At 73.6% G+C, this 23,195-nt stretch carries 22 protein-coding genes, 1 tRNA gene and 2 pseudogenes; 15 read left to right on the top strand and 10 right to left on the bottom strand.

Going from position 1 to position 23,195, the window contains the following annotated elements:
- Positions 1–37 precede the first annotated feature (37 nt).
- Positions 38–1,579: an ATP-dependent DNA ligase gene (locus tag AB0B01_RS03755; protein WP_361712506.1), complete on the bottom strand. Its 1,542-nt coding sequence runs from the start codon at positions 1,577–1,579 to the stop codon at positions 38–40.
- Positions 1,580–1,744: 165 nt separating this feature from the next.
- On the opposite strand from AB0B01_RS03755, the gene AB0B01_RS03750 reads away from it, so the two are divergent.
- From AB0B01_RS03750 to AB0B01_RS03740, 3 genes are all read left to right on the top strand, one after another.
- Positions 1,745–4,480, top strand: a complete 2,736-nt coding sequence (locus AB0B01_RS03750) for an alpha/beta fold hydrolase (protein ID WP_361712504.1) — start codon at positions 1,745–1,747, stop codon at positions 4,478–4,480.
- Positions 4,477–5,340 (top strand): ABC transporter permease, encoded by an 864-nt coding sequence (locus tag AB0B01_RS03745; protein WP_361712502.1) that lies wholly within the window; start codon positions 4,477–4,479, stop codon positions 5,338–5,340. The genes AB0B01_RS03750 and AB0B01_RS03745 overlap by 4 nt, the downstream gene beginning before the upstream one ends.
- Before the next feature lie 230 nt (positions 5,341–5,570).
- Positions 5,571–6,302, top strand: a complete 732-nt coding sequence (locus AB0B01_RS03740) for a carbonic anhydrase (protein ID WP_361712500.1) — start codon at positions 5,571–5,573, stop codon at positions 6,300–6,302.
- Between the two features lie 231 nt (positions 6,303–6,533).
- On the opposite strand, the gene galK is transcribed toward AB0B01_RS03740, so the two are convergent.
- Positions 6,534–7,691, bottom strand: coding sequence for a galactokinase (galK, locus tag AB0B01_RS03735; RefSeq protein WP_361712498.1), 1,158 nt, complete (start codon positions 7,689–7,691; stop codon positions 6,534–6,536).
- Complete coding sequence (gene galT / locus AB0B01_RS03730; protein WP_361712496.1) at positions 7,688–8,728, bottom strand: galactose-1-phosphate uridylyltransferase; 1,041 nt, start codon at positions 8,726–8,728, stop codon at positions 7,688–7,690. The genes galK and galT overlap by 4 nt, the downstream gene beginning before the upstream one ends.
- Before the next feature lie 219 nt (positions 8,729–8,947).
- On the opposite strand from galT, the gene AB0B01_RS03725 reads away from it, so the two are divergent.
- The 5 genes from AB0B01_RS03725 to AB0B01_RS03705 all read left to right on the top strand — a co-directional run bounded on the left by AB0B01_RS03725 (position 8,948) and on the right by AB0B01_RS03705 (position 14,354).
- Positions 8,948–9,286, top strand: coding sequence for a hypothetical protein (locus AB0B01_RS03725; protein ID WP_361712494.1), 339 nt, complete (start codon positions 8,948–8,950; stop codon positions 9,284–9,286).
- 138 nt (positions 9,287–9,424) lie between these two features.
- On the top strand, positions 9,425–9,766 hold the full coding sequence (locus tag AB0B01_RS03720; protein ID WP_361712492.1) for a hypothetical protein: 342 nt from the start codon (positions 9,425–9,427) through the stop codon (positions 9,764–9,766).
- A 356-nt stretch (positions 9,767–10,122) separates the two neighbouring features.
- The gene (locus tag AB0B01_RS03715) at positions 10,123–12,003 is read left to right on the top strand and encodes an ABC transporter ATP-binding protein (protein ID WP_361712490.1); all 1,881 of its coding nucleotides are present in this window, start codon (positions 10,123–10,125) and stop codon (positions 12,001–12,003) included.
- Positions 12,004–12,182: 179 nt separating this feature from the next.
- Positions 12,183–13,805, top strand: a complete 1,623-nt coding sequence (locus AB0B01_RS03710; protein ID WP_361712488.1) for a N,N-dimethylformamidase beta subunit family domain-containing protein — start codon at positions 12,183–12,185, stop codon at positions 13,803–13,805.
- Between the two features lie 276 nt (positions 13,806–14,081).
- Positions 14,082–14,354 (top strand): hypothetical protein, encoded by a 273-nt coding sequence (locus AB0B01_RS03705; protein ID WP_361712486.1) that lies wholly within the window; start codon positions 14,082–14,084, stop codon positions 14,352–14,354.
- A 284-nt stretch (positions 14,355–14,638) separates the two neighbouring features.
- Here the strand turns inward: AB0B01_RS03705 and AB0B01_RS03700 are convergent, their stop codons facing one another.
- Genes AB0B01_RS03700 through AB0B01_RS03690 form a run of 3 tightly spaced genes read right to left on the bottom strand, consistent with a single transcriptional unit; the run spans position 14,639 to position 15,217 of the window.
- Positions 14,639–14,869 (bottom strand): hypothetical protein, encoded by a 231-nt coding sequence (locus AB0B01_RS03700; RefSeq protein WP_361712484.1) that lies wholly within the window; start codon positions 14,867–14,869, stop codon positions 14,639–14,641.
- On the bottom strand, positions 14,809–15,054 hold the full coding sequence (locus tag AB0B01_RS03695) for a DUF6233 domain-containing protein (protein WP_361712603.1): 246 nt from the start codon (positions 15,052–15,054) through the stop codon (positions 14,809–14,811). Before AB0B01_RS03695 ends, AB0B01_RS03700 begins: the two co-directional genes overlap by 61 nt.
- A gap of 7 nt (positions 15,055–15,061) precedes the next feature.
- Entirely contained in the window at positions 15,062–15,217 is a 156-nt protein-coding gene (locus AB0B01_RS03690; RefSeq protein ID WP_361712601.1) for a DUF6131 family protein, read from the bottom strand.
- Positions 15,218–15,350: 133 nt separating this feature from the next.
- On the opposite strand from AB0B01_RS03690, the gene AB0B01_RS03685 reads away from it, so the two are divergent.
- The 5 genes and pseudogenes from AB0B01_RS03685 to AB0B01_RS03665 all read left to right on the top strand — a co-directional run bounded on the left by AB0B01_RS03685 (position 15,351) and on the right by AB0B01_RS03665 (position 17,677).
- Positions 15,351–15,782, top strand: a complete 432-nt coding sequence (locus tag AB0B01_RS03685; RefSeq protein ID WP_361712482.1) for a hypothetical protein — start codon at positions 15,351–15,353, stop codon at positions 15,780–15,782.
- A 32-nt stretch (positions 15,783–15,814) separates the two neighbouring features.
- Positions 15,815–15,988, top strand: coding sequence for a CsbD family protein (locus AB0B01_RS03680; protein WP_361712480.1), 174 nt, complete (start codon positions 15,815–15,817; stop codon positions 15,986–15,988).
- Between the two features lie 193 nt (positions 15,989–16,181).
- Positions 16,182–16,271, top strand: a pseudogene (locus AB0B01_RS03675) (hypothetical protein); the annotation flags it as partial.
- Between the two features lie 154 nt (positions 16,272–16,425).
- Positions 16,426–16,845: a DUF1206 domain-containing protein gene (locus AB0B01_RS03670; RefSeq protein WP_361712478.1), complete on the top strand. Its 420-nt coding sequence runs from the start codon at positions 16,426–16,428 to the stop codon at positions 16,843–16,845.
- A 49-nt stretch (positions 16,846–16,894) separates the two neighbouring features.
- Positions 16,895–17,677 carry a ribonuclease BN gene (locus tag AB0B01_RS03665; protein ID WP_361712599.1) on the top strand — a complete coding sequence of 261 codons (783 nt, stop codon included), beginning with the start codon at positions 16,895–16,897 and terminating at the stop codon, positions 17,675–17,677.
- Positions 17,678–18,158: 481 nt separating this feature from the next.
- Here the strand turns inward: AB0B01_RS03665 and AB0B01_RS03660 are convergent.
- The 4 genes and pseudogenes from AB0B01_RS03660 to AB0B01_RS03645 all read right to left on the bottom strand — a co-directional run.
- Positions 18,159–18,232 (bottom strand) — tRNA-Trp (locus AB0B01_RS03660).
- A gap of 469 nt (positions 18,233–18,701) precedes the next feature.
- Positions 18,702–19,676, bottom strand: a complete 975-nt coding sequence (locus tag AB0B01_RS03655; protein ID WP_361712476.1) for a PfkB family carbohydrate kinase — start codon at positions 19,674–19,676, stop codon at positions 18,702–18,704.
- Positions 19,673–20,014 carry a hypothetical protein gene (locus AB0B01_RS03650; RefSeq protein ID WP_361712474.1) on the bottom strand — a complete coding sequence of 114 codons (342 nt, stop codon included), beginning with the start codon at positions 20,012–20,014 and terminating at the stop codon, positions 19,673–19,675. Before AB0B01_RS03650 ends, AB0B01_RS03655 begins: the two co-directional genes overlap by 4 nt.
- A gap of 89 nt (positions 20,015–20,103) precedes the next feature.
- Positions 20,104–20,328 (bottom strand): annotated as a pseudogene (locus tag AB0B01_RS03645) (hypothetical protein); the annotation flags it as partial.
- 98 nt (positions 20,329–20,426) lie between these two features.
- Between AB0B01_RS03645 and AB0B01_RS03640 the strand changes: the two are divergent.
- Both AB0B01_RS03640 and AB0B01_RS03635 read left to right on the top strand, forming a co-directional pair.
- On the top strand, positions 20,427–21,233 hold the full coding sequence (locus AB0B01_RS03640) for an IclR family transcriptional regulator (protein WP_361712472.1): 807 nt from the start codon (positions 20,427–20,429) through the stop codon (positions 21,231–21,233).
- 215 nt (positions 21,234–21,448) lie between these two features.
- The gene (locus tag AB0B01_RS03635; RefSeq protein WP_361712471.1) at positions 21,449–23,179 is read left to right on the top strand and encodes a sigma-70 family RNA polymerase sigma factor; all 1,731 of its coding nucleotides are present in this window, start codon (positions 21,449–21,451) and stop codon (positions 23,177–23,179) included.
- Positions 23,180–23,195: the final 16 nt, after the last annotated feature.

Raw genomic sequence — 23,195 nt, 5'->3', positions numbered from 1 at the left:
TGCCTGCATGGCAAGCCATCTTGCCTCTGAGGCAAAACTAGGGCTCGGTCCGGACGCTCTGGCCCAGCACCGTCTCCACCGTGTCCGCCTCGGCCGCGCTCTTGTCCGGGCGGTGGCGCAGCACCCGGGCGAAGCGCAGCGCGACCCCGGCCGGGTAGCGCGGGGAGCGCTGGAGCCCGTCGTAGGCGATCTCCACCACCAGTTCGGGCCGCACCCGCACGGTGAATCCGTCGTCCTCCACCGCGAGCTCCCCCAGCCGTTCGGTCTGCCAGCGCAGCATCTCGTCGGTGAGCCCCTTGAAGGTCTTGCCGAGCATGGCGAAGGTGCCGTCGGCCGCCCGCGCCCCCAGGTGCAGGTTCGACAGCAGTCCGGTGCGCCGCCCGTGGCCGCGTTCGACGGCGAGCACCACCAGGTCCAGGGTGTGCACCGGTTTGACCTTGAGCCAGTTCTTGCCGCGCCGTCCGGCCGCGTACACCGAGTCGAGCGCCTTGACCATGACCCCCTCGTGGCCGCGGCGCAGGCTCTCGGCGAGGAACTCCTCGGCTTCGGCCTCCTGCGCCGCCGGGTCCTCGACCGCCAGCCGGCGTACCCGCGCGGACTGCGGCACGAGCGCGGCGAGCTCCGCGTACCGCTCGCGCAGCGGCAGGTCGAGGACCGCGCCGTCGCCGACGGCCAGCACGTCGAAGAAGTACGCGGCGGCAGGCAGGACCTGCCGGGCGGCGGCGACGTCGAGGCGGGACCCGACCCGGCTCGCGATCTCCTGGAAGGGCACCGGCCGGCCGGCCGGCGTGTGGCCGATCACCTCTCCGTCGAGGATGAAGCGCTCCCCCGCGAACGTCCGTGCCAGTTCCGCCACCTCCGGGAGGCGGCCGGTGATCTCGTCCAGGGAGCGGGTGTAGACGCGTACGTCGTCACCGTCCCGGTGCACCTGGACCCGGATCCCGTCGAGTTTCTCCTCCACGGCGCAGGGGCCGAGCGCGGCCAGCCCCGCGGCGACCGACCGGGCGGTGTTCGCCAGCATGGGCTGGACGGGCTGCCCGACCCGCAGGGTGATCCCGCGCAGCGCCTCCGCGCCCTCGGCCAGGACCGCCGCCGCGACCCGGGGCAGCGAGCCGTCCAGCATCACGGCCCGGCGCAGTTCGGTGGCCGGTACTCCGGCCGCCGCGGCCACCGCTTCCAGGGCCACCGCGTCCAGCGCTCCCTGGCGTACCTCCCCGGAGAGCAGGCTGCGCAGGAACCGCTGTTCGGGTGCGGTGGCGGCGCCGAACAGGGCGTCCACGATCCGCTGTCGCGCCGCCTGGGCGCCCGCCCCGGCGACGGCGGCGAGTTCGGTCACCGCCGCGTCGACGGCCCGGACGCTCAGGGTGGGCCGCTCGGCGGGCTCGACGTCCCGGCTGAGCGTGCGCCAGCCGATGCCGGGACGGCCTTGCGGAAGGCGCCCGGCGAGGTACGCGATCACGAGCCCGGCCTCGTCGGGCGGCGCGGCGGCGAAGAGCTCGGCGAGCAGGGCGGTCTTCCGGGAACGGGCGGAGGTCTCGGCGACCTCCCGGGACACGCGTGCGACCTCGGCCAACAGCATGCCGCCATCCTCCCGCCGGCCGGCGCCGGGCGCAGGTCGGGCGGAGGGAACCGGGCGGATACCGCAGGCGCGGTACGGCGGCGCCGCTGGAGTAGTCCTGGAGGAGGTGCCCGGGTCCCCCTGGAGGCGCTCAAGGGGCGGGGACCCGGCGTTTAGGGTTCCCGTATGAAGCTCCGACTGCTCCGACTGCCGAAGCCCGACCCGCCCCGGCGGCGCCGGACCCGCCTGCTCGCGGGCGCCGCCGCGCTCGCCGTGGTCGCCGGGGCCGGGACGTGGACGGCCGGCGCGGCCGCGGACGGGCCGCCCGTGCACCGCAGGGACCAGGTCCTCCAGATGCCCGGCGCGGGGATCGACACCTCCTACTTCACCTCGGGCGGGACAGGCGGGCGGCCCCGTCCCGCCGTGCTCCTCGGGCACGGCTTCGGTGGCAGCAAGGACGACGTCCGCGCGCAGGCGGAGCGGCTGGCCCGGGAGGGGTACGCCGTGCTCACCTGGTCGGCGCGCGGCTTCGGCCGTTCGGGCGGTCAGATCGGGCTGAACGACCCGGATGACGAGGTCAAGGACGTCTCCCGGCTCGTCGACTGGCTCGCGCGCCGCCCCGAGGTACGGCTCGACGGGGACGGCGATCCGCGCGTCGGGGTGGCCGGCGCCTCGTACGGCGGGGCGGTCTCGCTGCTCGCCGCAGGATACGACCGGCGGGTGGACGCCATCGCTCCGCAGATCACGTACTGGAGCCTCGCGGACTCCCTCTTCCCGCAGGGCGTCTTCAAGAAGCTGTGGTCCGGCCTCTTCTTCACCACCGGTTCGGCGGCCGTGGTGCCGCCCGCCGCCGGGGCGGCCGGGGCGGCGCCGCAGGCGCCCGCGGCCCCGGGCTGCGGGCGGTTCCGCCCCGAGCTGTGTGCCATGTACGAGCGGGTCGCGGCGGCCGGGAAGCCCGACGCCGAGGCCCGCGCGCTGCTGGAGCGGCGCAGCCCCGCGGCGGTCGCGGAGCGGATCAAGGTGCCGACCCTCGTCGTCCAAGGCCAGGACGACTCCCTCTTCCCGCTGGACCAGGCCGACGCCATGGCGAAGGCCGTCGCGGCGAACGGCGCCCCGGTCTCCGTGGACTGGGCCTCGGGCGGCCACGACGGCGGCATGCGCGAGTCCGCCCGCATCGAGGGGCGGGTGACTGCCTGGTTCGACCGCTACCTCAAGGGTGACGGGGGCGCCGACACCGGCCCTGCCTTCCGCGTGTCGCGCTCGGGCGGCATCGACTCGACCGACGGGGCGGTCCAGCTGCGCGGCGCGAGCGGCGACGCCTACCCCGGTCTGACGGCCGGCCCCCGGGAGTTCGCCCTGACCGGCCGGGAGCAGAGCTTCGCGAACCCGCCGGGCGGGGCTCCGCCCGCGATGTCCTCGCTGCCCGGGATCGGCGGGCAGCTCGCCGCCTTCGGGGCGAATCTCTCGGTGGACTTCCCCGGGCAGCACGCCCGGTTCGAGTCGGATCCGCTGACCGAGGAGGTACGGATCACGGGAACACCGACGGTCACCTTGAAGGTGAGCTCGACGGCCGCGGACGGCTCGGCCGTCCTGTTCGGCAAGGTGTACGACGTGGGGCCCGACGGACGCGAGGCGGTGCTGCCGAGCCTGCTGGTGGCTCCCGTACGGGTCGAGAACGCCGGGCAGGGCGCGACGGTGCGGCTGCGGCTGCCCGCCGTCGACCATGCGGTGGAGGCCGGGCACCGGCTGCGGCTCGTCGTCGCGGCCACCGACCTGGGCTACGCGACCCCGGCCGCTCCGGCCACCTACACCGTGGGGGTGGAGGGCCCGCTCGCCGTGCCGGTGGCCGAGGGCGTGCGGACGGCCTCGGCGGGGCTGCCCGCGTGGACCTGGTGGCTGCCGCTCGGCGCGGCGGCGCTGGCCGCGGCGCTGCTGGGGATCCGGCGGACCGGCCGGGAGGCCGCGGGGCCGCGGGGGCGGGGACCGCAGCCCGACCCGGCGCTCGCCGACGTACCGCTGGAGATCACGGGACTGACGAAGCGCTATGCGAAGGCCCAGGACCGGTACGCCGTGCGGGACCTCTCGTTCCGGGTGGAGAAGGGGCAGGTGCTCGGGCTGCTCGGGCCGAACGGCGCCGGGAAGACGACCACCCTGCGCATGCTGATGGGGCTGATCTCGCCGGACGCCGGGGAGATCCGGGTGTTCGGGCACCCGGTGCGGGCCGGCGCGCCGGTGCTGTCGCGGGTCGGGGCGTTCGTCGAGGGGGCCGGTTTCCTGCCGCACCTGTCGGGGCGGGCCAATCTGGAGCTGTACTGGCGGGCGACCGGCCGCCCGGCCGAGGACGCGCACCTGGCGGAGGCCCTGGAGATCGCCGGGCTCGGCGACGCGCTGGAGCGCGCGGTGCGCACGTACTCGCAGGGCATGCGCCAGCGCCTCGCGATCGCGCAGGCCATGCTCGGCATGCCGGACCTGCTGATCCTCGACGAGCCGACGAACGGTCTGGACCCGCCGCAGATCCGGGAGATGCGGGACGTGATGATCCGGTACGCGGCCGGCGGCCGGACCGTGATCGTCTCCAGCCACCTGCTGTCGGAGGTGGAACAGTCCTGTACGCACCTGGTGGTCATGGACCGTGGGCGGCTGGTGCAGGCCGGCGAGGTCGCCGAGATCACCGGCGGCGGGGACACGCTGCTGGTCTCGCTGGCCGGGCCGGTGGACGAGGGGGTCGTCGGCAAGGTGGCGGCCCTGGAGGGGGTCGCCTCCGTGACGGCCGCCGATGACGGGCTGCTCGTACGGCTGGACGGTGCCACGCCGGCCGGGTTGATCGCCGAACTCGTCCGGCTGGAGGTGCCGGTGACGGCGGTGGGGCCGCACCGGCGGCTGGAGGACGCGTTCCTGACCCTGATCGGAGGTGCGGCATGACCGCCCTGGACACGGCTCCCGGGTACCGGCCCGGCGCCACGCTGCCGTTGCGCGTGGAGGCACTGCGGCAGTGGCGCAGGCGGCGGACGCTGGTGATGGGCGGGGTGCTCGCCGCACTCCCGTTCATCATGGTCATCGCGTTCGCGGTGGGCGGCGGTCAGGACGGCGGGCGGGGCGGCCGGGACGGCCGGATCACCCTCATCGACACGGCGACGGCCTCGGGGGCGAACTTCGCCGCCACCTGCCTGTTCGTGTCGGCCGGGTTCCTGCTGGTGGTGCCGGTGGCTCTGTTCTGCGAGGACACGGTCGCCTCCGAGGCGAGCTGGTCCTCGCTGCGCTACCTGCTCGCCTCGCCGGTGCCGCGGGCGCGGCTGCTGTGGAGCAAGCTGGTGGTGGCGCTCGGCTTCAGCCTGGCGGCGATGGTGCTGCTGCCGGTGGTGGCGTTGGCGGCGGGTACGGCCGCGTACGGGTGGGGGCCGCTCAAACTCCCGACCGGCGGAGCGCTTCCCGCGGGGGAGGCCCTGCCCCGGCTCGCGATGGTGGTGGCGTTCGTCTTCGTTTCGCAGCTCGTGACGGCCGGGCTGGCGTTCTGGCTCTCCACGCGGACGGACGCGCCGCTGGGCGCGGTGGGCGGGGCGGTCGGCCTGACGATCGTCGGCAATGTGCTGGACGCGGTGACCGCGCTCGGGTCCTGGCGGGAGTTCCTGCCCGCGCACTGGCAGTTCGCCTGGGCGGACGCGCTGCAGCCGCAGCTGGAATGGGGCGGAATGGTCAAGGGCGCGGCGGTGTCGGTGTCGTACGCGCTGGTGCTGTTCGCGCTCGCGTTCCGGGGCTTCTCCCGCAAGGACATCGTGTCCTGACCCGCCGGATGCGGTCGGGGGCCGCCGCGTGGTCGGGGGCCGCCGGCGTCCGCACCCCGACCGGCGCGGGGGCGTCGGCCTCGTGCACGCCGACGGCCCCGGGAGTCAGCCGTCCGTGGCAACGGGGTCCGCGTCGTTGTGCGCCTGCCGGGCGATGGCCCCGGCAGGCGGGACAATCGCGCTCGTCACGACGTACGGACGCGCCGGCGCGGCACCGAGGGGCACCACCGATGCACACAGCAGGACTTCCGGCCCGCCGGGCCGTTCTGGCCGGGGCACTCGCGGCGACCGCCGCCGCGCTCTCGGGATGCTCGTCCCCGAGTACCGCGAAGGCCACGACCGCAACTCCCCCGCCACGGCCCGCCACACCCGAGGCCGCGTTCACGCGCCTGATGGAAGGCAACCAGCGCTGGGTGAGCGGCACGCTCGAACACCCCGACCGCGATCCCGAGCGGCGCGAGCTGGTCGCCGAGGCGCAGGACCCCTTCGGGGTGGTCCTCTCGTGCATCGACTCCCGGGTGGCGCCCGAGCTGGTCTTCGACACCGGGCTCGGCGACCTGTACGTCCTGCGTACGGGCGGGCAGACCGTCGGCCCGGTGGTGACCGGCTCCGTCGAGTACGGACCCATGACGGGCGGCACCCCGCTGGTGGTGGTGCTCGGACACCAGCGCTGCGGCGCCATCGAGGCTGCGTACAAGGCGCTGAAGGCCGGCACGACGCTGCCCGGCAACCTCCAGGCCATCGCGAAGGCGCTGGCGCCGGCGTACGAGCTGACGGCCAAGAGCCCCGGCGCCGACCCCGTCGACACCATGATCCGCAACCAGGTCAAGGTGACCGCGGACGAGTTGCGGACCAACGCCGACCTGGGGCCCCTCGTGAAGAAGGGCGCCCTGGCCGTCGTCGGTGCCTACTACTCGCTGGACACGGGCAAGGTGGAGGTCCTGACGGGCCCTCCCGGCTGAGCGCTCACCTCCGCGGCTGCGCGATCACGTCGATCTCCGCCGGCAGTTCCGGGTCCGGCGGACGAGCAGGTGACGGCCGCGTTGGCCCTCACCTGCTCGGCGGAGGTGGCGCCCGCGATCACCGAGGCGCATCCGGGGTGTGCCAGGAGCCGGCCGATGGCGAGTTCGAGGACGGTGCGCCCGTGCCGTCGATCAACCGGGCGCCAGTTCAGGCATCCCGGTACACGCGGTTCACAGGATCCGGGCCGCGCCGGCGGAGGGTGCGGCCACCGTGATCCGCGGTGGCGCGTGCCCCGCGCGGGCGAAGGCCTCCGTCACCGCCCGCGTCACCACCGGCTCGGCCTCCGCGTCGATGAGGGCCAGCGCGGAGCCGCCGAAGCCGCCGCCGGTCATCCGGGCCCCGTACGCGCCCGCCGCGTTCGCGGTGGCCACCGCGAGGTCGAGCTCCGCGCAGGAGACGGCGTAGTCGTCGCGGAGCGAGCGGTGTCCCTCGGTCAGCAGCGGTCCCGTCTCCCGCAGCCGCCCGGCCCGCAGCAGGGCCTCGACCCGTACGACGCGTTCGTTCTCGGTGACGACGTGCCGGACCCGGCTGCGCGCGACCGGGTCCGCCAGGCGGGCGAGCGCCTGCTCCAGCTCGCGGTACGGGAGGTCGCGCAGCGCGGGCAGGCCCAGGGCGGCGGCCGCCCCGTGGCAGGAGGCGCGGCGCTCGGCGTACGCCCCGTCGGCCAGGTCGTGCTTGACCCGTGTGTCGATGACCAGGAGGCGCAGACCCGCGGCCGCACAGTCGAAGGGGATGTGCGCCTGCCGGAGGCTGCGGGTGTCCAGGTGGAGGGCGTGGCCGTCGGTGGCGCACGCCGAGGCCATCTGGTCCATCACCCCGCACGGCACGCCGACGTAGGCGTTCTCCGCGCGGCGGGCGAGCGCGGCCAGTTCGGGGCGGGTGAGCGGGATCCCGTGCAGGTCGGCGAGGGCCAGCGCGGTGGCCACCTCCAGGGCGGCGGAGGAGGACAGCCCGGCCCCCGCCGGCACCTCGGACCGTACGTGCAGATCGGCGCCCCCGACCGGAAGACCGGCCTCCCGCAGGGCCCAGAGCACGCCGGCCGGATACGCGGCCCAGCCGTCGGAGCCCTTCGGGGGGCGCGCGGGATCGAGCTCGGCGGGGTCGAGGGTCACCACCCCGGAGGGGGTGTCGGCGGAGTGGAGCCTGAGCATCCCGTCGGTGCGCCGGGCGGCGGCCGCCTCGGTGCGCTGCGGGAGGGCGAAGGGCAGGGCGAAGCCGTCGTTGTAGTCGGTGTGCTCGCCGATCAGGTTGACCCGGCCGGGTGCCGCCCAGACCCCCTCGGGCGGGTACCCGTACAGCTCCTTGAACTCCTGGGCCGTCCCGCTCACCGGCTCGCCACCTCCCGCAGCCGCGCGGCCGCGTCCTCGGGCCGCACGTCGTTCATGTAGGCCTCCATCCCGGATTCGGTCCCCGCCAGGTACTTGAGCTTGTCGGCGGTGCGGCGGACGGTGAAGAGCTCCAGGTGGAGCGCGAAGTCGGCGCGGCCCTCGCCCGAGGTCGGCGCCTGGTGCCAGGCGGAGACGTACGGGGTGGGGTCGGGCCGCCCGAAGAGCCGGTCGAAGCGGCGCAGCAGTTCCAGGTAGACGCGGGGGAACTCGTCGCGGGCGGGGCCGTCCAGGGCGGTCAGGTCGGCCGCCCGGCGGTGGGGGTAGAGGTGGACCTCGTACGGCCAGCGTGCCGCGTAGGGCACGAAGGCGGTCCAGTGCTCGGCTTCGAGGACGACGCGGGTGCCTTCGGCCCGCTCGGCGGCGAGCACCTCCTCGAAGAGGTTGCCGCCGGTGGCCGCGCGGTGGGCGGCCACGGTGGCGAGCATGCGGGTCGTGCGCGGGGTGACGAACGGGAACGCGTAGATCTGGCCGTGCGGATGCGAGAGGGTGACACCGATCTCGGCGCCCCGGTTCTCGAAGCAGTACACCTGGCGGACGCCCTCGCGGGCGGAGAGTTCGGCGGTGCGGTCGGTCCAGGCGGCCAGCACCAGCGCGGCGCGCTCCTCGTCGAGCTGGGCGAAGGAGGTCCGGTGGTCGGGGGTGAAGCAGATGACCTCGCAGCGGCCGGTGTCGCCGGCGAGCGAGGGGAAACGGTTCTCGAAGACGACGACCTCGTAGTCGGGGGCCGGGACCTCGCCGGCCCGGCCTTCGGTGGAGGGGCAGAGCGGGCAGGCGTCGGCGGGTGGCAGGTAGGTGCGGCCCTGGCGGTGGGAGGCGATGACGACGGCGTCCCCGAGGAGGGGGTCGCGGCGCACCTCGGAGGTGGTGGCGGAGGCTTCGAGGGGGCGGGTGTCGGGTACGGCGCGGGCTGCTGCGTCGTCGGTGTCGTAGTAGAGGATCTCGCGGCCGTCGGCCAGGCGGGTGCTCGTTCGCTTCACGGGGCCAGCTTCTCTCACTGCCACCGCCGGGGTCACTGGCGGGTACCGACCTCGTACGAGCGGGCCTGGGCGCCGTTCCTCTTCAACGGGCTGGTCATCGGTGCGGGCGAAGCGGAGCGGATCCGTCGGCGGGGGCCGGCCGCCGCGCGGGTCCCACCGGCGCTACCTTGACGACAGGACGGGGGTTTCAGATGCCGGCGACACAAGGGGCGGGGCGGAATGGGACGTGGCGACGGTCAGGTATGGCGGCTGGAGCGCCGTTGGGGGCAGGAACACGGCCGGGAACTCGTGGGCGAGATCGCGATCGCGGGGTTCGACTTCCCGTGGTTGAGCGGCCGCTTCACCCCGCAGCCGGCGTTCGCGGTGTTCAAGCCCTGGTTCGACGAGGCCCGCGCCGTTCTCGCGGAGGAGGACTTCGAGCGGTTCGACGAGGTCTACGCGTCGATTGCGCGGAGGCTCACCCTGGTGTCTCCGACCGGCCCGGTCGCCGAGTTCCTGCTGCACATCGAAGGAGACGAGGCGCGGTTCCGGTGGAGCGACACCCCGTTCGAGCCCTGACGGCGCCGCACGCACCGGCGCCGCACGCGCCGGCGCCGACGCCGTACGGCTGTCCTGGACATGCCGCTTAGGGTGAGGAGGCACCCCGCCCAGGTCGCCGGGCAGTCCGGACCCGGCCCCGTTCCTCAGGAGTCACCCATGGCGCGCTCGCTCGACGGTCTCGTCTTCGTCCCGGTCGCCGACCAGGCGCCGGGCCAGGTCGGCCGGGAGACCCGGTTCGTGTACCACGAACAGGGCGACCGGATCTGGGCCGAGTACTCCGGTGGCGACGTGGCCAGGGGCTACCTGGTCGGCACCCGCTCCGGCGACGGGCTCGACTTCCGCTACGTCCAGCTCCGGCACGACGGCACCACCGCGTCCGGGCACTGCACCTCGCTCGTGACGGAACTCCCCGACGGCCGGCTCCGCCTGGCGGAGACGTGGACGTGGGAGTCCCAGCAGGGCAGCGGCACCAGCCTGGTCGAGCAGCTGTCTGCCTGACTCCTCGGACCTCAGCGGATCCGGGCCGCCTGGCGACCGCCACCGACCGCCGCCGGGCGACGCGGCCCCGCAAGCGGTTTCCGGCGACCGCCCCTGCCACCGGCCGGTTCCGGCCAATCGCCGCCCCCGCGCTGCGGCCGGACCCCGACCCACCCCGTCGGCACACCGGCGCCCCCACACCCGCCAGGTCGGCCGGATCGCGCTGCTCCACCCTCCGGGCTGCTGTGTACTCACTCCTCCGCTCCCCCGGCGCACCCCGCCCCGGCCTCCCCCCCTGGAGGCAGGGGTCTCCTCGTCATGCCGCCGTCCGAGGGGCGGAACGACTTCCCTCACCGACGAGTTGGAGGAGGAACACCATGGCCCGCAAGCAAGCCGAGGAACCGAAAGCCGCTGCCCTGCCCGCGCCCCCGGAGTTCACGTACGCCTGGGGGCAGCACAACAAGACCATGGAACAGCTCTCGCCGGCCGACATGGCCCGCCGGGTGCCGGCCGCGCTCGCCCAGACCGCCCGGCTGGCCTGGGCGGTGAACCGGACCGCGTTCGTCTGGCTCGTCTGCGCCCAGGTACTCGGCGGCGTCTGCACCGCCGCCGCCCTCACGGCCGTCTCCCGGGCCATGGGCCCTCTGCTCACCGCCGGCACCGTCGAGGAGCGCGTCACGGGCGCCGCCTGGCCGCTCGCCGCCGCAGCGGCCCTGACGGCCCTGGGGGCGCTGGCCTCCCTCGCGTCCGGGAGTGCCGCCCGGCGCCTGAATCCCGGCATGTCCACCCTCGCCGATCTGGCGATGGTGGACGCCCACATGGACGTCGAGCTGTCCGCCTACGACGCCCCCGACTTCACCGAGCGCTCCGAGGCCGCCGAAACCGGATCCGCCCGCTCCGCAATGTTGCTGCAGGACGCGCTCGGTTTCTCCGGCGGCCTGATCGACATGGTCGCCGTCGCGTCGGTCCTGTGCGTCGTCCACCCCGTGCTGCTGCCCCTGCTCCTGCTGTCGGTCATCCCCCGCGGCCTCGGCTCCGTCTTCGCCGCCCGCCTCGACTACCGCCTCCACAACGAGACCGTCGCCTCGCGCAACATCCGCCACATGATGCGCTGGCACCTCACCACCCCCAAGCTCGCGGACGAGCTGCGCGGCAACAGCATGCGCCCGTACGCCCACCACTGGTACGCCGCCGTCTGCGCCCGGATCGACTCCACCATGGTGGGGTCCGCGCCCCGCTACCTGGCCGTCCACCTCACCGCCGCGGTGGTCTCCGGTCTCTTCATCGTCCTGACCTGGGCCTGCCTCGGCGCGCTCGTGGTCGGCGGTTACATGGCACTCGGAGCCGCCGGTACCGCGATCGTCGCCATGCGCACCTCCACCGCCGCCCTGTCGCAGCTCGTGGTGTACGGCGCCGCCATGTTCCAACACGCCCTCTACCTCGGCGACTACGCCACCTTCATCCGCCAGGCAGCCGAGCAATCCGGGCCGCGCGGCCCCCAGGAGCTGGAGGCCCCGGGGAAGATCCGCCTTGAGGCGGCCACGTACACCTACCCGGGCAAGGACAGCCCCGCGCTCGGCCCGGTCGACCTCACGCTCCACCGCGGGGAGGTCGTCGCCCTCGTCGGGGAGAACGGCGCCGGCAAGTCCACCTTCATCCGCCTCCTCACCAGCCTCACCGCCCCCACCACCGGCACGGTCTCCTGGGACGGCGTTCCGACCGCCGACGCCGATCAGCGCTCCGCCTGGCGGCACGTCGGGCTCGTCACCCAGTCCTACGGGTACTGGCCCTTCTCCGCCCGCGAGAACATCACCCTCGGCCAACCCGACCCCCGCGGCGAGGAGGCGGTCTGGGACGCCCTCGCCGCCGTCGGCATGAAGGACACCGTCGCGGCGTTCCCGAGCGGCCTCGACACCCTGCTGGCCCGCTCCCTGTGGGGCGGTCACGAGCCCTCCGGCGGCCAGTGGCAGCGCATCGCGTGTGCCCGGGCCTTCCACCGCAGGCCCGGCCTGCTCGTCATGGACGAGCCGACCTCCGCCATGGATCCCCGCGGCGAGCACATGGTCTTCTCCGGGCTGCGCGACATGAAGGACGACCGCATCACGGTCATCGTCACCCACCGCATGGAGAACTGCCGCCTCGCCGACCGCATCATCGTCCTCGACGCCGGCCGGATCACCGAACAGGGCACGTACGAGGAACTCCTCCGCCAGGACGGCTCCTTCGCCGAACTCGTCCGTCTCTCCCAGGACCGCTAGGCGGCGTCCGCCACACGGCGGGGGCGTCGGAGCCTCCCGCCGTGCGGCACTGGTCGCGCGGTCGTCCCGCTCGGGGACACCGGTCTACCGGGAGCCGCCCCGACACCGCTGTGGTACCGGGACGACCTCCCCGAACCCGGTGGCGAGGGGGCGCGAAGGCGTGACATAACGTGCCCTCCATGGATCAGGAGCACATAGCCGGGGGCGGCGAAGGGGCGGGCAGGCGGCGCTTCCTCGCCCTCGCGACGGGGGCGGCCACCGCTGCCGGGCTGGGAGCCGTGGGCGGCTGCGCGAGCCCGGGCGGCGCCGGCCGGGCGGACCTGAGGTCGGGGGCCGGCAAGGGCCCCACCGCCAGTGGCTCCGCCGGGAAGACGACCGGTCCGGGCGCCTTCGACGTCAAGGCCGAGAACGCCCGCCCCGGGAACGCCGACTGGCACGTCACCAAGGCCGGGCCTGCGCGGGCCATCGAGGGCTTCGCCGACCGGGTCAGTGTCCTGCCCGGCGAGTCGTTCGGGCTGCACGTGTCCACCACCGCGCCCCGGTTCACGGTCTCCGCCTACCGGATGGGCTGGTACGGCGGCGCCCGCGCCCGGCTGGTGTGGCGCTCCGAGGCGCTGCCCGGCATCCGGCAGCCCGAGCACACCGTGGACTCCGCGACGCGCATGGTCCGCACCCGGTGGCCCCGTACGGCCACGGTCGACACCAAGGGCTGGCCGGAAGGCTGCTACCTGCTGCGGCTCGACGCGCAGGGCGCCGAGGGGCAGCGGTTCGTGCCCGTCACCGTCCGGTCGGCGGCCACGGCGGGACGTACGGTCGTCGTGAACGCGGTGGCGACCTGGCAGGCGTACAACCGGTGGGGCGGTTACGGCAGCTACGACGGCCCGAGCGGCGGTTACGCCTCCCGGTCCCTCGCCGTGACCTTCGACCGGCCGTACGAGTACGACGACGGCGCGGGTCTGTTCCTGGTGTACGAGGCGCCGCTGCTGGCCCTCGCCGAGCGGCTCGGCCTACCGCTGGCCTACGCGACGACCACCGACGTGGCGCGCGAGAAGCGGCTGCTGGAAGGGGCCGCCGCGGTGCTGTCCCTCGGCCACGACGAGTACTGGTCGCCCGAGCAGCGGGCCCACTTCACGGCAGCCCGGGACGCCGGGACGAACATCGCGGTCCTCGGCGCCAACTGCTGCTTCCGCAGGATCCGCCTGGAGCCCTCCGACCTCGGGCCGGACCGCACGGTGGTCTGCTACAAGTCCTCCTACGACCAGGACCCGGGGTTCAAACGGGGCGGGCCGGCCACGGTCGACTTCCGCTCGGCCCCGGGGGCCGACCCGGAGAGCTCGCTGCTCGGCGTGATCTACGACGGGTACCCGGTGGACGCCCCCTACGTGGTGACCAACCCGGGGCACTGGCTCTTCGAAGGTACCGGCGTGAAGGCCGGCGACCACTTCCCGCACCTGGTGGGCGTCGAGTACGACAAGGTCGACACCGGTTTTCCGACGCCCCGGCCGATCGAGATCCTGGCCCACTCACCCGTGGTGTGCGAGGGCCGGCCGAGCCACCAGGACACGGCCTACTACACGGCGCCGAGCGGCGCGGGAGTGTTCGCCACCGGGACGATGCGGTGGGTGGAGGCCCTGGACGCCACCGGCGACGGGCGCAGCGGGGCCAACCACGGACTGGACGCGCGCTCAGGAGCGTTCACCACGCGCGTGACGGAGAACATGCTGCGGGTGTTCGCGGCAGGACCGGCGGGGCGGACACATCCGGCGCAGGACAACGTCAAGGCGGTGTACGGGGGTTCGTGACGGAGGCGCCGGCCGTGCCGGATGGCCGGATTGTGGTGGACTCCTCCCGGAACGGGTGGTTAGCCCGCCCCTGTATCCAGCGGGGGCGGGCTTCTTCGCATCCGGAATCTTGCTCTGTCATATGCCTACGGCCCACCTGCCTGGGGTTCTACGGTGTGCATCGTGTGGGGGCCGCCTGCGTCGTCGTCGCCCGGCCGCCGCACCTCCGGGATGCGCACACGCGCCAGCCGGGTGAACCTGAAGGAGATCCCGACCCCTCACACACCAGGGATAGCCATGATCAAGAAGCTGCACGAGATGGGCATGCGAAGCGAGCACGCGTACATGGCAGCGTTCGCCTCGATCGGTCTTTCCATCGCCACATGGGTGACGTCCCTCAACGCCGAACCGGGGGCCGGCATCGCTCGCGCCGACCGGTGGGGAATCTTCGTTGGCGAATGGGCCCCCACCTTCTTCGGGCTCGGCCTGGCCCTGTCCCACTACGAGCAGTCGGAGGGCACCCTCCTCGCCAGCGTGAGCGACATCCGCGAGGAACGAGCGGCCATGTAGCACCTACGTCAGTCCAGCACGCCGAGCGCCGTATCTCCTGGCCGCGCCATCACGGCCCCGGACGAAGCGGAGACCTTGGGCATGACGACCTACATGCGCCGACTTCGATCAACGCGAGACCGGCTCGCCGACCCCTGCCCGTTGTCGGCGCCCCGTGCCACGCTGGTCTCGTTGGCGCCTATACCCAATGCCTTCGGCACGTCCCTGCGCACAGATGCAGTGGTCTCGGTGCTGTGACCGTGGCGCGACGGCTGACGCCCGTCCCTTCGGGGGCGGGCGTTCTGCTATTCGCCCCCCTCGTACACATGCGGCTTCCCGCCCTGCCAGGCGATGACGGGCGAGTCTCCGAGGACCAGCTCCTCTGGGTCGGGGACTTCGATGCGCCGCAGGAACTCGATCAGGTCCCGGTCGCTGTAGGCCACCCCGAGGACGGTGTCGACGCCGCGGATTCGGATCACGACCCGCCGGCCACCCGACGCCGAGATCCGGTGCACGAGAATCGGCGCATCGTCCATGCCTCCAGCCTGCGGCGGGCCGGTTGGTCCAGCACGCCGAGGGCGGTGTCGGGCCGACAGTGGGTGCAGGCTTCAACGCCGTCGGCGAGGGCCCGGCGGGCGAGGTCGCGGCCGGCGGGGTGGCAGCGGGAGCGGGTGTCCCAGCAGTCGCCGACGTGTGAACGTGGGTTCCTGCGGGGGAACAGGGGACGTCTACCAGTAGTGCCGTCGTCCGCCGACCTTGTGTCCGACGGATCCCAGGATCAACAGGATGATGCCGATGACGATCAGGATGATCCCGATGGTCCACAGGATGGCGATGCCTGCTACGTAGCCGACGACCAGCAGGATGATTCCGAGGACGATCATGATGTCCGCCGATCTCACGCGGTGAGGTGATGCGAGGCCCCCGTTTCCAGGGTAGATCCGCCCTCTGGCTGTGGCTCCCCGGGCAGGGCAGTCCTACCGTGGAAGGACAGCGAGCAGATCTCTGGAGCGCGCCATGCTCGTCATTCTCGGACTCGTCCTCCTGATAGCCGCGCTGGTCGTCGGTGTGGCCGGCGTCGTTGCCAATGACGGCAGTGCCCATGAGCTGACCGGCGGATTCTCCGTTTTCGGCTACGAGGTCAGCGGCTCCACCGGCACTCTCTTCCTCTACGGCATCGCCGTCGGGGCCGTGGCCCTGCTCGGGCTGAGCCTTCTCCTGGCTGGTGTCCGCCTGGCTGGTGCGCGCCGTACCTCTCATCGCGGCCACGACACCGGTCCCGGAGTCAACAATTCGCGCCGAGGGGCAGCCGCCGCCAACGATCGCGCCGACGTCGAAGACCAGCGGGGCACCGCCCGCCCTCAGGCGACGGGTGGGCGAGCGTCCGACCCGGACGGAGAGCACCGGAGGGGGCTCAACCCGTTCAAGCGCCGATCGGAGCCCCGGTAGGCCGCCACACGACTTACGAGGGGAGGCGCCCCATGAGTATCGGCAAGAAGATCGCGCACAAGGCCGAAGCGGTCAAGGGCGGCGCCAAGAAGACCGTCGGCCGTGTCACCGGCAGCCGGCACCTGCGGGCCGAAGGCCGTGGTGACCAGATCAAGGGCAACACCAAGCAGGCCGCGGCGAAGATCAAGGACTCCTTCAAGCACTGACCGCTGCGCTCGCCCTGTCGACCGCACGGCAGGGCTCCGGAGGTGCCAGGTATGGCCATCAAAAAGGGTGCCACCCAGGCCAGGTCCAAGGGGCGGCGTGTGTCCAACAGCCGTGGCATGGAGGTCCTGTCCAGGGTCGGACTCTTCACCCGGGGGTGTGATCTACGTGCTGGTGGGGCTCCTGGCCGTGCAGATGGCGTTCGGCGGCGGCAGTGGCAAGGAGGCCGCTGGGTCAGGTGCGGTGCGGACCATCGGCGAGCAGCCGTTCGGCCGGGGGTTGCTGTGGGCACTGGTGGTGGGGCTGGCGGCGATGGCGCTGTGGCGGATGTCAGAGGCCGCGTTCGGACAGGCGGTGACGGGCGGTGACAAGTGGACCCGGCGCCTGGGCTCTTTGGGGCTGGCGGTCTTCTACACCCTTCGGGCGGGTCCTCTTCGGCGTGGTCGGAGCCGTCCTGGCCATCGTGGGCGTGGTGATCGTGGTGCGCAGCCTGATGCGGAAGTTCGAGGAGAATCTCCGGACGGGCGAGATGAGCCCGGCGACGCGGCGGGTCGTCGCGGGGCTGGGCGTCGTCGGCGGCGTGGCGACCGGCGTGGTCGCGGCGGTGTCCGGGCTGTTCGTCCTGCTGGCTGCGGTGCAGTTCGATCCCGGCCGGGCCAAGGGCATGGACGAGACGCTGCGTTCGTTCGCCGCCACACCCGCCGGGCCCGTGCTCCTGATCGCCGCGGCGATGGGTCTCCTGCTGTTCGGCCTCTATTCGTTCTGCGAAGCCCGCTGGCGCAAAGCCCCTGAGCACGGAGCCTCGGCAGAGCAGCCGGCCGAGGCGCCGGGCCCGGAGGCGCACCCAAGTGCCCCCTAGCGAGGGCATCCCGTCCGATGCCGCAGGCCGCTTGTCTCCGTTCGGGCGCCTGCGCAGCGCGATCCGCCGCTCGCGGGCGGGGCGCAGGTGGGGGTGGGGCAGCGATATCGACCTGTCGCAGCGTTCGCTGGGATTCGCGGCGCTCGGGTTCCTGACACCGGTGCCACTGCTGATCGTCGTGTCCGCGGCCGATCCGGCGAGCGGACGGGGGTTCGCGCAGTGGCTGGGAGACGGGCTCGGCGTCTCGACGGCCGCCAGAGGGGAGATCGAGCGGTTGTTCGCCCTGCCGGGTCAGGCGTGGCGGACCACGACGGCGTTCGGCCTCGCCGCCCTCGCCGTATTCGGTCTGTCGTTCGGGGCGGCGGTGCAGAGGGGCTACGAGAAGATCTGGGATCTGCCCCCGGCCCGCTGGTGGGCCAGGTGGCGGCACGTGCTGTGGCTCGCCGTCCTCATCGGGATCCTCTTCCTGTCCGCGATCACACCCCTGTGGCGGGATTCCTCGGCCCGCGGGGTGGTCACGGTGCTGAGCGGCACCCTGTTCTTCTGGTGGTCCCAGCGGCTACTGCTCGGCGGCCGGGTCGCCTGGGCCACCCTGCTGCCCGGGGCGGTCGCCACGATGCTCGGGCTGCTCGGCCTCAGGCTGTTCTCGCGGCTCGTGTTCTCACCGCTGATCGCATCCAGCGCAGTCGCCTATGGCCCGTTCGGAACCGTCCTGGTCATCCAGTCCTGGTTGGTCGGCGTGGGCGTCGTCGTGTTCGGCGGCGCCCTGGCCGGCCGACTGCTCCCCAACGAGCTCCCTCGCCTGTCACGGGCGCTGAAACGGCGGGGGTGAGGCCCGGATCCACCGCCTCTTCTCCGCTCAGGGGCGCAGACCGAGCCGTCTGCGGCCCTCGCGAAGCCACTCCAGCTGATCGTCTGACACCCGTCAAACGACATCGGTTCGTGATCATAAAGTCAGCACCAGGATCGGGGCATTTTGGGATCTTGATTCAGTCGGACGATCGTAGACAGGTAGGCGATAGGCAGTCAGGCCGTCGCGGTGCAGTGCGATCGGCTCCACCGTCAGCACGTGTGGACCGCGGCACCGACGGCTGAGGCGGCCCTCTCCCTCAGGAGGAGAAGAGCCGCCGCCTGTCGTCTGACGTGCACGAACAGCAAGATTGCTTGGGTGGAATTGGGGGTGCCTGACGCTGTAGCAGCAGGGTTGCGGCAGGGTAGTGCTGACCTAGTGCCAGCGTAGAGCTGCATGGGAAAGGCCCAAGCAGACAGTGTCTGACCTGGACCTTTGGTTGCGAACTACCAGTTCACGGAAGCAGGGGCGGCAGGATTCGAACCTGCGGCATCTGGTTTTGGAGACCAGCGCTCTGACCAACTGAGCTACACCCCTTCGGTGAGACCAACCATGTCATGGCGCGGCCCCGAGATCCACTTGTTTTTTGGATCAAGTGGAGTGAACTTCTGCCCGCGCCTGGGCACGGGGCGGTCAACCGGCTCACCGCGCAGGGGGTCGAGCGGGCGGTCAGCCGCGACCACGGCACCCACCCTCACCGCCGCCGGGGTCTGGCCCCTGCTCGCGCTCCTCCCCGACGGTGCGGCCGGACCCGCCCGGGCCGAACTCGCCGCAGCCCTCGGCACGTCCGCCGGTTCCGGGCCGAGGCGGCCCGCGAACTGCTGGACGGTGGTCGGGCTGCGCCGCAGCACCTCGCTCCTGGACGGCGTCAGCGTGGCGCACGGATCCGGCGGGCCGGTGACAGTGCTGGAGGCGGTCGGGGACGGCGGGGTCGATGTCCGGCTCGTGCTGGGCGAGTCGGCCGCCGCGCCCGGCGCCGTCCTCGCCCCGCGGCTGACCGGGCCGGTCACCCGCGGTGGGCCGTGGCCAGGGCCTTCGTCTCCGCGAAGGCGGGCACGCGGCCGGTGCCACCCCGTCCGGACACCGACAGGGAAGCGGCCGCCATGCCGTACGCGACCGCGTCGGCAAGGCTGTCGCCCAGGGCCAGTCGCGCGGTGGCGGTGCCGGTGAAGCAGTCCCCGGCGCCCGTGGCGTCGACGGGGTCCGGCACGACCGGTACGGGGTGGTACTCCGCCCGCGTGCCGTCGTCCAGCAGCAGCCGGTCCGCGCCCGCCGTGACGACGACCGTACGCGCTCCCAGCGCGCGGCAGCGGGCCGCGGCGGTCAGCGGATCGCCGGTGTCCACGAGGGGCAGGGTGTCGGCCGGGCAGGCCGTCTTCAGGAGTCCGGCCAGCGGGGCGATCCCGGCCAGCAGCTCCCGCGCCTCGGACCGTCCCGTGAGCCGGGGACGGAAGTTGGAGTCGTACGAGACGTGCCCGCCGGCCGCGTGCACGGCCCGGGCCGCGGCCAGCACCGCGGCCCGCCCGCCCGGTGCCAGGGCTCCGGTGATCCCGCTGGTGACGAGCGCCTTCGAGCGGGTCAGCAGCTTCCGCCATGAGGCGACGTGTCCGGTGGAGAGGGTCGAACCGGCGCTGCCGGTGCGCCAGTAGACGAAGGCGCGGTCGCCCCCGGTGTCGGCGGCGAGCAGGTAGGCGCCGTTGGGGCGCGGGGAGCGGTGGACATGGGAGACGTCCAGGCCGAGCTCGGCCGCGCGGCGCAGCAGGGGCACGCTGAGCTCGTCGTCCCCGACGACGGCGAGCAGGGCGGTGCGGGCCCCGGCCGCGGCGGCGGCCGCAGCGGCGTTCAGGGCGTCACCGGAGTAGGAGAGGCGGGCCGAGGTCCCGTCGACGGCCCGGCCGAGGGCTGTGTCGGCGTGGATCTCGACCAGCACCTCGCCGAGGACGAGCACGTCGTACTCCGCCGTCCGCCCCGGCCCGGTCATCGCCCGGCCCCGCAGCCGGCGTCGGCACGGGCGCCGCCCCGCTCGCCCCACCCGGTCGACGCAGCGAAGACGGCGGCCAGTTCACCCGGATCGTCCGGCAGCCCGGCGCCGATGCCGACGGCCGCGGCTCCGGCGTCGAGCCACGCGCGGACCGCCCCGAGGCGGATGCCGCCGGTCGGGATCAGCAGCGCCCCGGGGAGCACCGCCGTGAGGGAGCGGATGAACCGCGGGCCCCCGACGTGCGCCGGGAAGACCTTGGCGGCGCCGGCGGACCGGACGGCGGAGGCGATCTCGGCGGGGGTGAAGCCGCCTTCGACGAACACCGCCTCACGCCGCACGGCGACCGCGCGGACCTCGGGGCCGGGTACGGGGAGACCAGGAAGGCCGCGTCGGCGTCGAGTGCGGCCTCCGCGTCCGCGGCGGTGGTGACGGTGCCGACGCCGATCAGTGCGGGGCGGCCGTGCGCGTCGGCCAGCCGGACGGTACGGGTGAGGGCCTCGGCCCAGTTGGGGGTGGACGTGGTCAGCTCGATCACGCGGCAGCCTGCCGCCAGCAGGCCTTCGGTCCGGCGGACGGCATCCTCCGCGTCGGCCGTGCGGAGCACGGGCAGCAGGCGCTGGGCGGCCAGCTCCTCCAAGGGGTGGCACGGCATCGGAGCGACCTCCATGTGTCCCACGTAGTGGCACGCCGTATCGTTTAACGGAACTCGTTCCCTGAACGACCCTACCCCTCAACGCCCTTGGAGGTCAGGTGTCCGACACGACAGGCCACGGACTCGGCCACGGACACGGCCACGGCCGCGGCGGCGGCGGCCGGACGTCCGCGGCCGGCACGGCGCTGGAGAAATCGATGCGGATCCTGGAGGCGGTGGCCTCGCCCGGAGGCCCCCACCGCCTCACCGATGTGACGGCGGCGGCCGCCGTACCGAAGTCGAGCACCTTCCGGATCCTCGCCTCGCTGGTCGAGCAGGGGTTCGTCCGCGTCGACGCGGACTCCCGCTACGGGGTGGGCCCGCGCCTGCGGGAGCTCTCCGCGCTGGTCGGTGGCGGCGAGCCGGCGGACATCGGGCGGATCCTGGGCGAGTTGCAGCAGGCCACCGGCCAGACCGTGCACCTGGCCCTGCACACCGGGGAGTCCCTCACCTACATCCGGAAGCTGGAGGGCGGCCAGCCCTTCCGGACGGCGTCGCGGATCGGGATGCGGATGCCCCTGCACAGCACCGCCGTCGGCAAGAGCATCCTGGCCCACCTGCCGGAGGAGGAGTTCGACGCGTTCGTCCGGGCCGCGGGACTGCCGGAGCGCACCCCGCGGACGCTGACCGACGTGCGCGCTCTGCGGGCGGAACTGGCGCTGGTCCGTGCCCGGGGCTACGCGTTGGACGACGAGGAGAACGAGCCTGCCGTCCGCTGCGTCGGCGCTCCTGTCCTCGACGCCGGAGGACACCCGGTCGGCGGAGTCAGCGTCACCACGCTCGCCCCTCTCGTCGCGCGCGAGGAGATCGAGTCGTACGCCCCGATGGTGCGCGCGGCCGCCGAGGCACTGGCTCCCCTGCTGTAGCGGCCCCGGAGGGCGGCGCCCGGGGCCGTACGGGGGGATGCGATGCTTGCGGCGCCGAGGCGGCCCCACCCGGTCGGACGCGTCCGTACGGCCCCGTTCGGTACGGGCCGCGAACTCGCCCTCCGGATTTTCGCGATAAGTGTTATCCGAGCTCCCCTCGACGGTCTCCCAGGCATTGGGCATCATCGACGGCCGGTACGGACAGGGAACATCACATGACTACTGAGCACACGGCAGCGCTGGTGGCAGCGGCCCGTGCGGGCGACCCCCGCGCGCAGGACGAACTCGTCGGCACCTATCTGCCGCTCGTCTACAACATCGTCGGGCGGGCCCTGAACGGGTCCTGCGACGTGGACGACGTGGTGCAGGACACGATGCTCCGCGCGCTCGACGGGCTGGGCGGGCTGCGCTCGGACGAGAGCTTCCGGTCCTGGCTGGTCGCGATCGCCATGAACCGGGTGCGTGCGCACTGGCAGGCCCGGCACAGCGCCCCCGGCGAGAGCGGCCTGGAAGCCGCCTGGGAGCTCGCCGATCCCGGCGCCGACTTCGTGGACCTGACCGTCGTACGGCTCCAGTTGGAGGGCCAGCGGCGGGAAACCGCCCGGGCCACCCGCTGGCTGGAGCCCGAGGACCGGGCGCTGCTGTCGCTGTGGTGGCTGGAGTGCGCCGGTGAGCTGACCCGCGCCGAGATGGCCGTGGCCCTGGAACTCTCCCCGCAGCACACCGCGGTGCGGGTGCAGCGGATGAAGGCGCAGTTGGAGTCGGCGCGGGTGGTGGAGCGGGCGCTGGACGCCCAGCCGCCGTGCGAGACCCTGCGAACGGTGACGACCGGCTGGGACGGGGTCGCGTCGACGCTGTGGCGCAAGCGAATAGCCCGGCACGCGCGGGAGTGCCTGCGCTGCGCCGGTCTGTGGAACGGCCTGCTCCCGGCGGAGGGGCTGCTCGCCGGCCTTGCCCTGGTACCGGTGTCGGCGGCCCTGCTGGCAGGCGTACGGTCGGCGGCGGCGGGCGGTTTCGTCCCGGCGGGCGCGGCGTACGGGGCCGACAGCGGCGCGGGCGCATACGGATTCGACGGCGCGGCCACGGCATCGGCACCGGGCTCGGCCGCGGGCCCGGGCTCCGGCTCCGCGATACCCGCGGAGTCCGCGGACCACGCGACGGAGCTCACCCCGACCGTCTCCGCGCAGGGCGGCGCCCCGGCCGGCACCCCGGGCGGCGGCCGCAGCGTACTGCGCAAGCGCCGCCGCAGCCGTCGGCGGGCCATAGGCGGTGCGGTGATCGCCGCGTGCGTCGCGGGCGGCGGCCTCGCCTACCTCGGCGGCTTCCCCGGTTCGGGCGACACCGAGGCGGAGGGCGCCGCTCCCTCGCCGCTGGCCGCGCTGTCGGCGCCCGAATCCGCGAGCGCCGCGCCCTCGGACTCCGCCTCGCCGTCCGCATCGCCCTCCCCTTCGGCGTCGGCCTCCCCGAGCCCGTCCGCCGAGAGCACCAGCCCGAGCCCGACGCCGACCGCCTCCAAGACGCCCTCGCCGCGGACCTCCGCGCCCGCTCCGGCACCCGCCCCGCAGGGGATCGCGGGCCAGGTCATCGCCCTGGTCAACGAGGAGCGCGCCGCGGCCGGCTGTGGCCCCCTCAAGGAGGACTCGCAGCTGCGCTCCGCCGCCCAGGGGCATTCCGACGACATGGCGAACCGGGACTTCTTCTCCCACACCAACCCCGACGGCGCCGACCCGGGCAAGCGGACGACGGTCGCGGGCTACCGCTGGTCCACGTACGGGGAGAACATCGCGAAGGGCCAGCAGACGGCGGCCTCGGTGATGGACGCGTGGATGAAGAGCCCCGGCCACCGGGCCAACATCCTCAACTGCTCGTTCAAGGACATCGGCGTGGGCATGCATCAGGGCCCCGGCGGCCCCTGGTGGACGCAGAACTTCGGGGCGCGCATGTAGCCCCGCCGTGCCGCCG

This window comes from Streptomyces sp. NPDC044571 (assembly GCF_040647115.1).
GTDB lineage: Bacteria > Actinomycetota > Actinomycetes > Streptomycetales > Streptomycetaceae > Streptomyces.
Note: the sequence above shows the minus strand (reverse complement) of the source record. Positions and strands in the feature narration are given on the sequence as shown.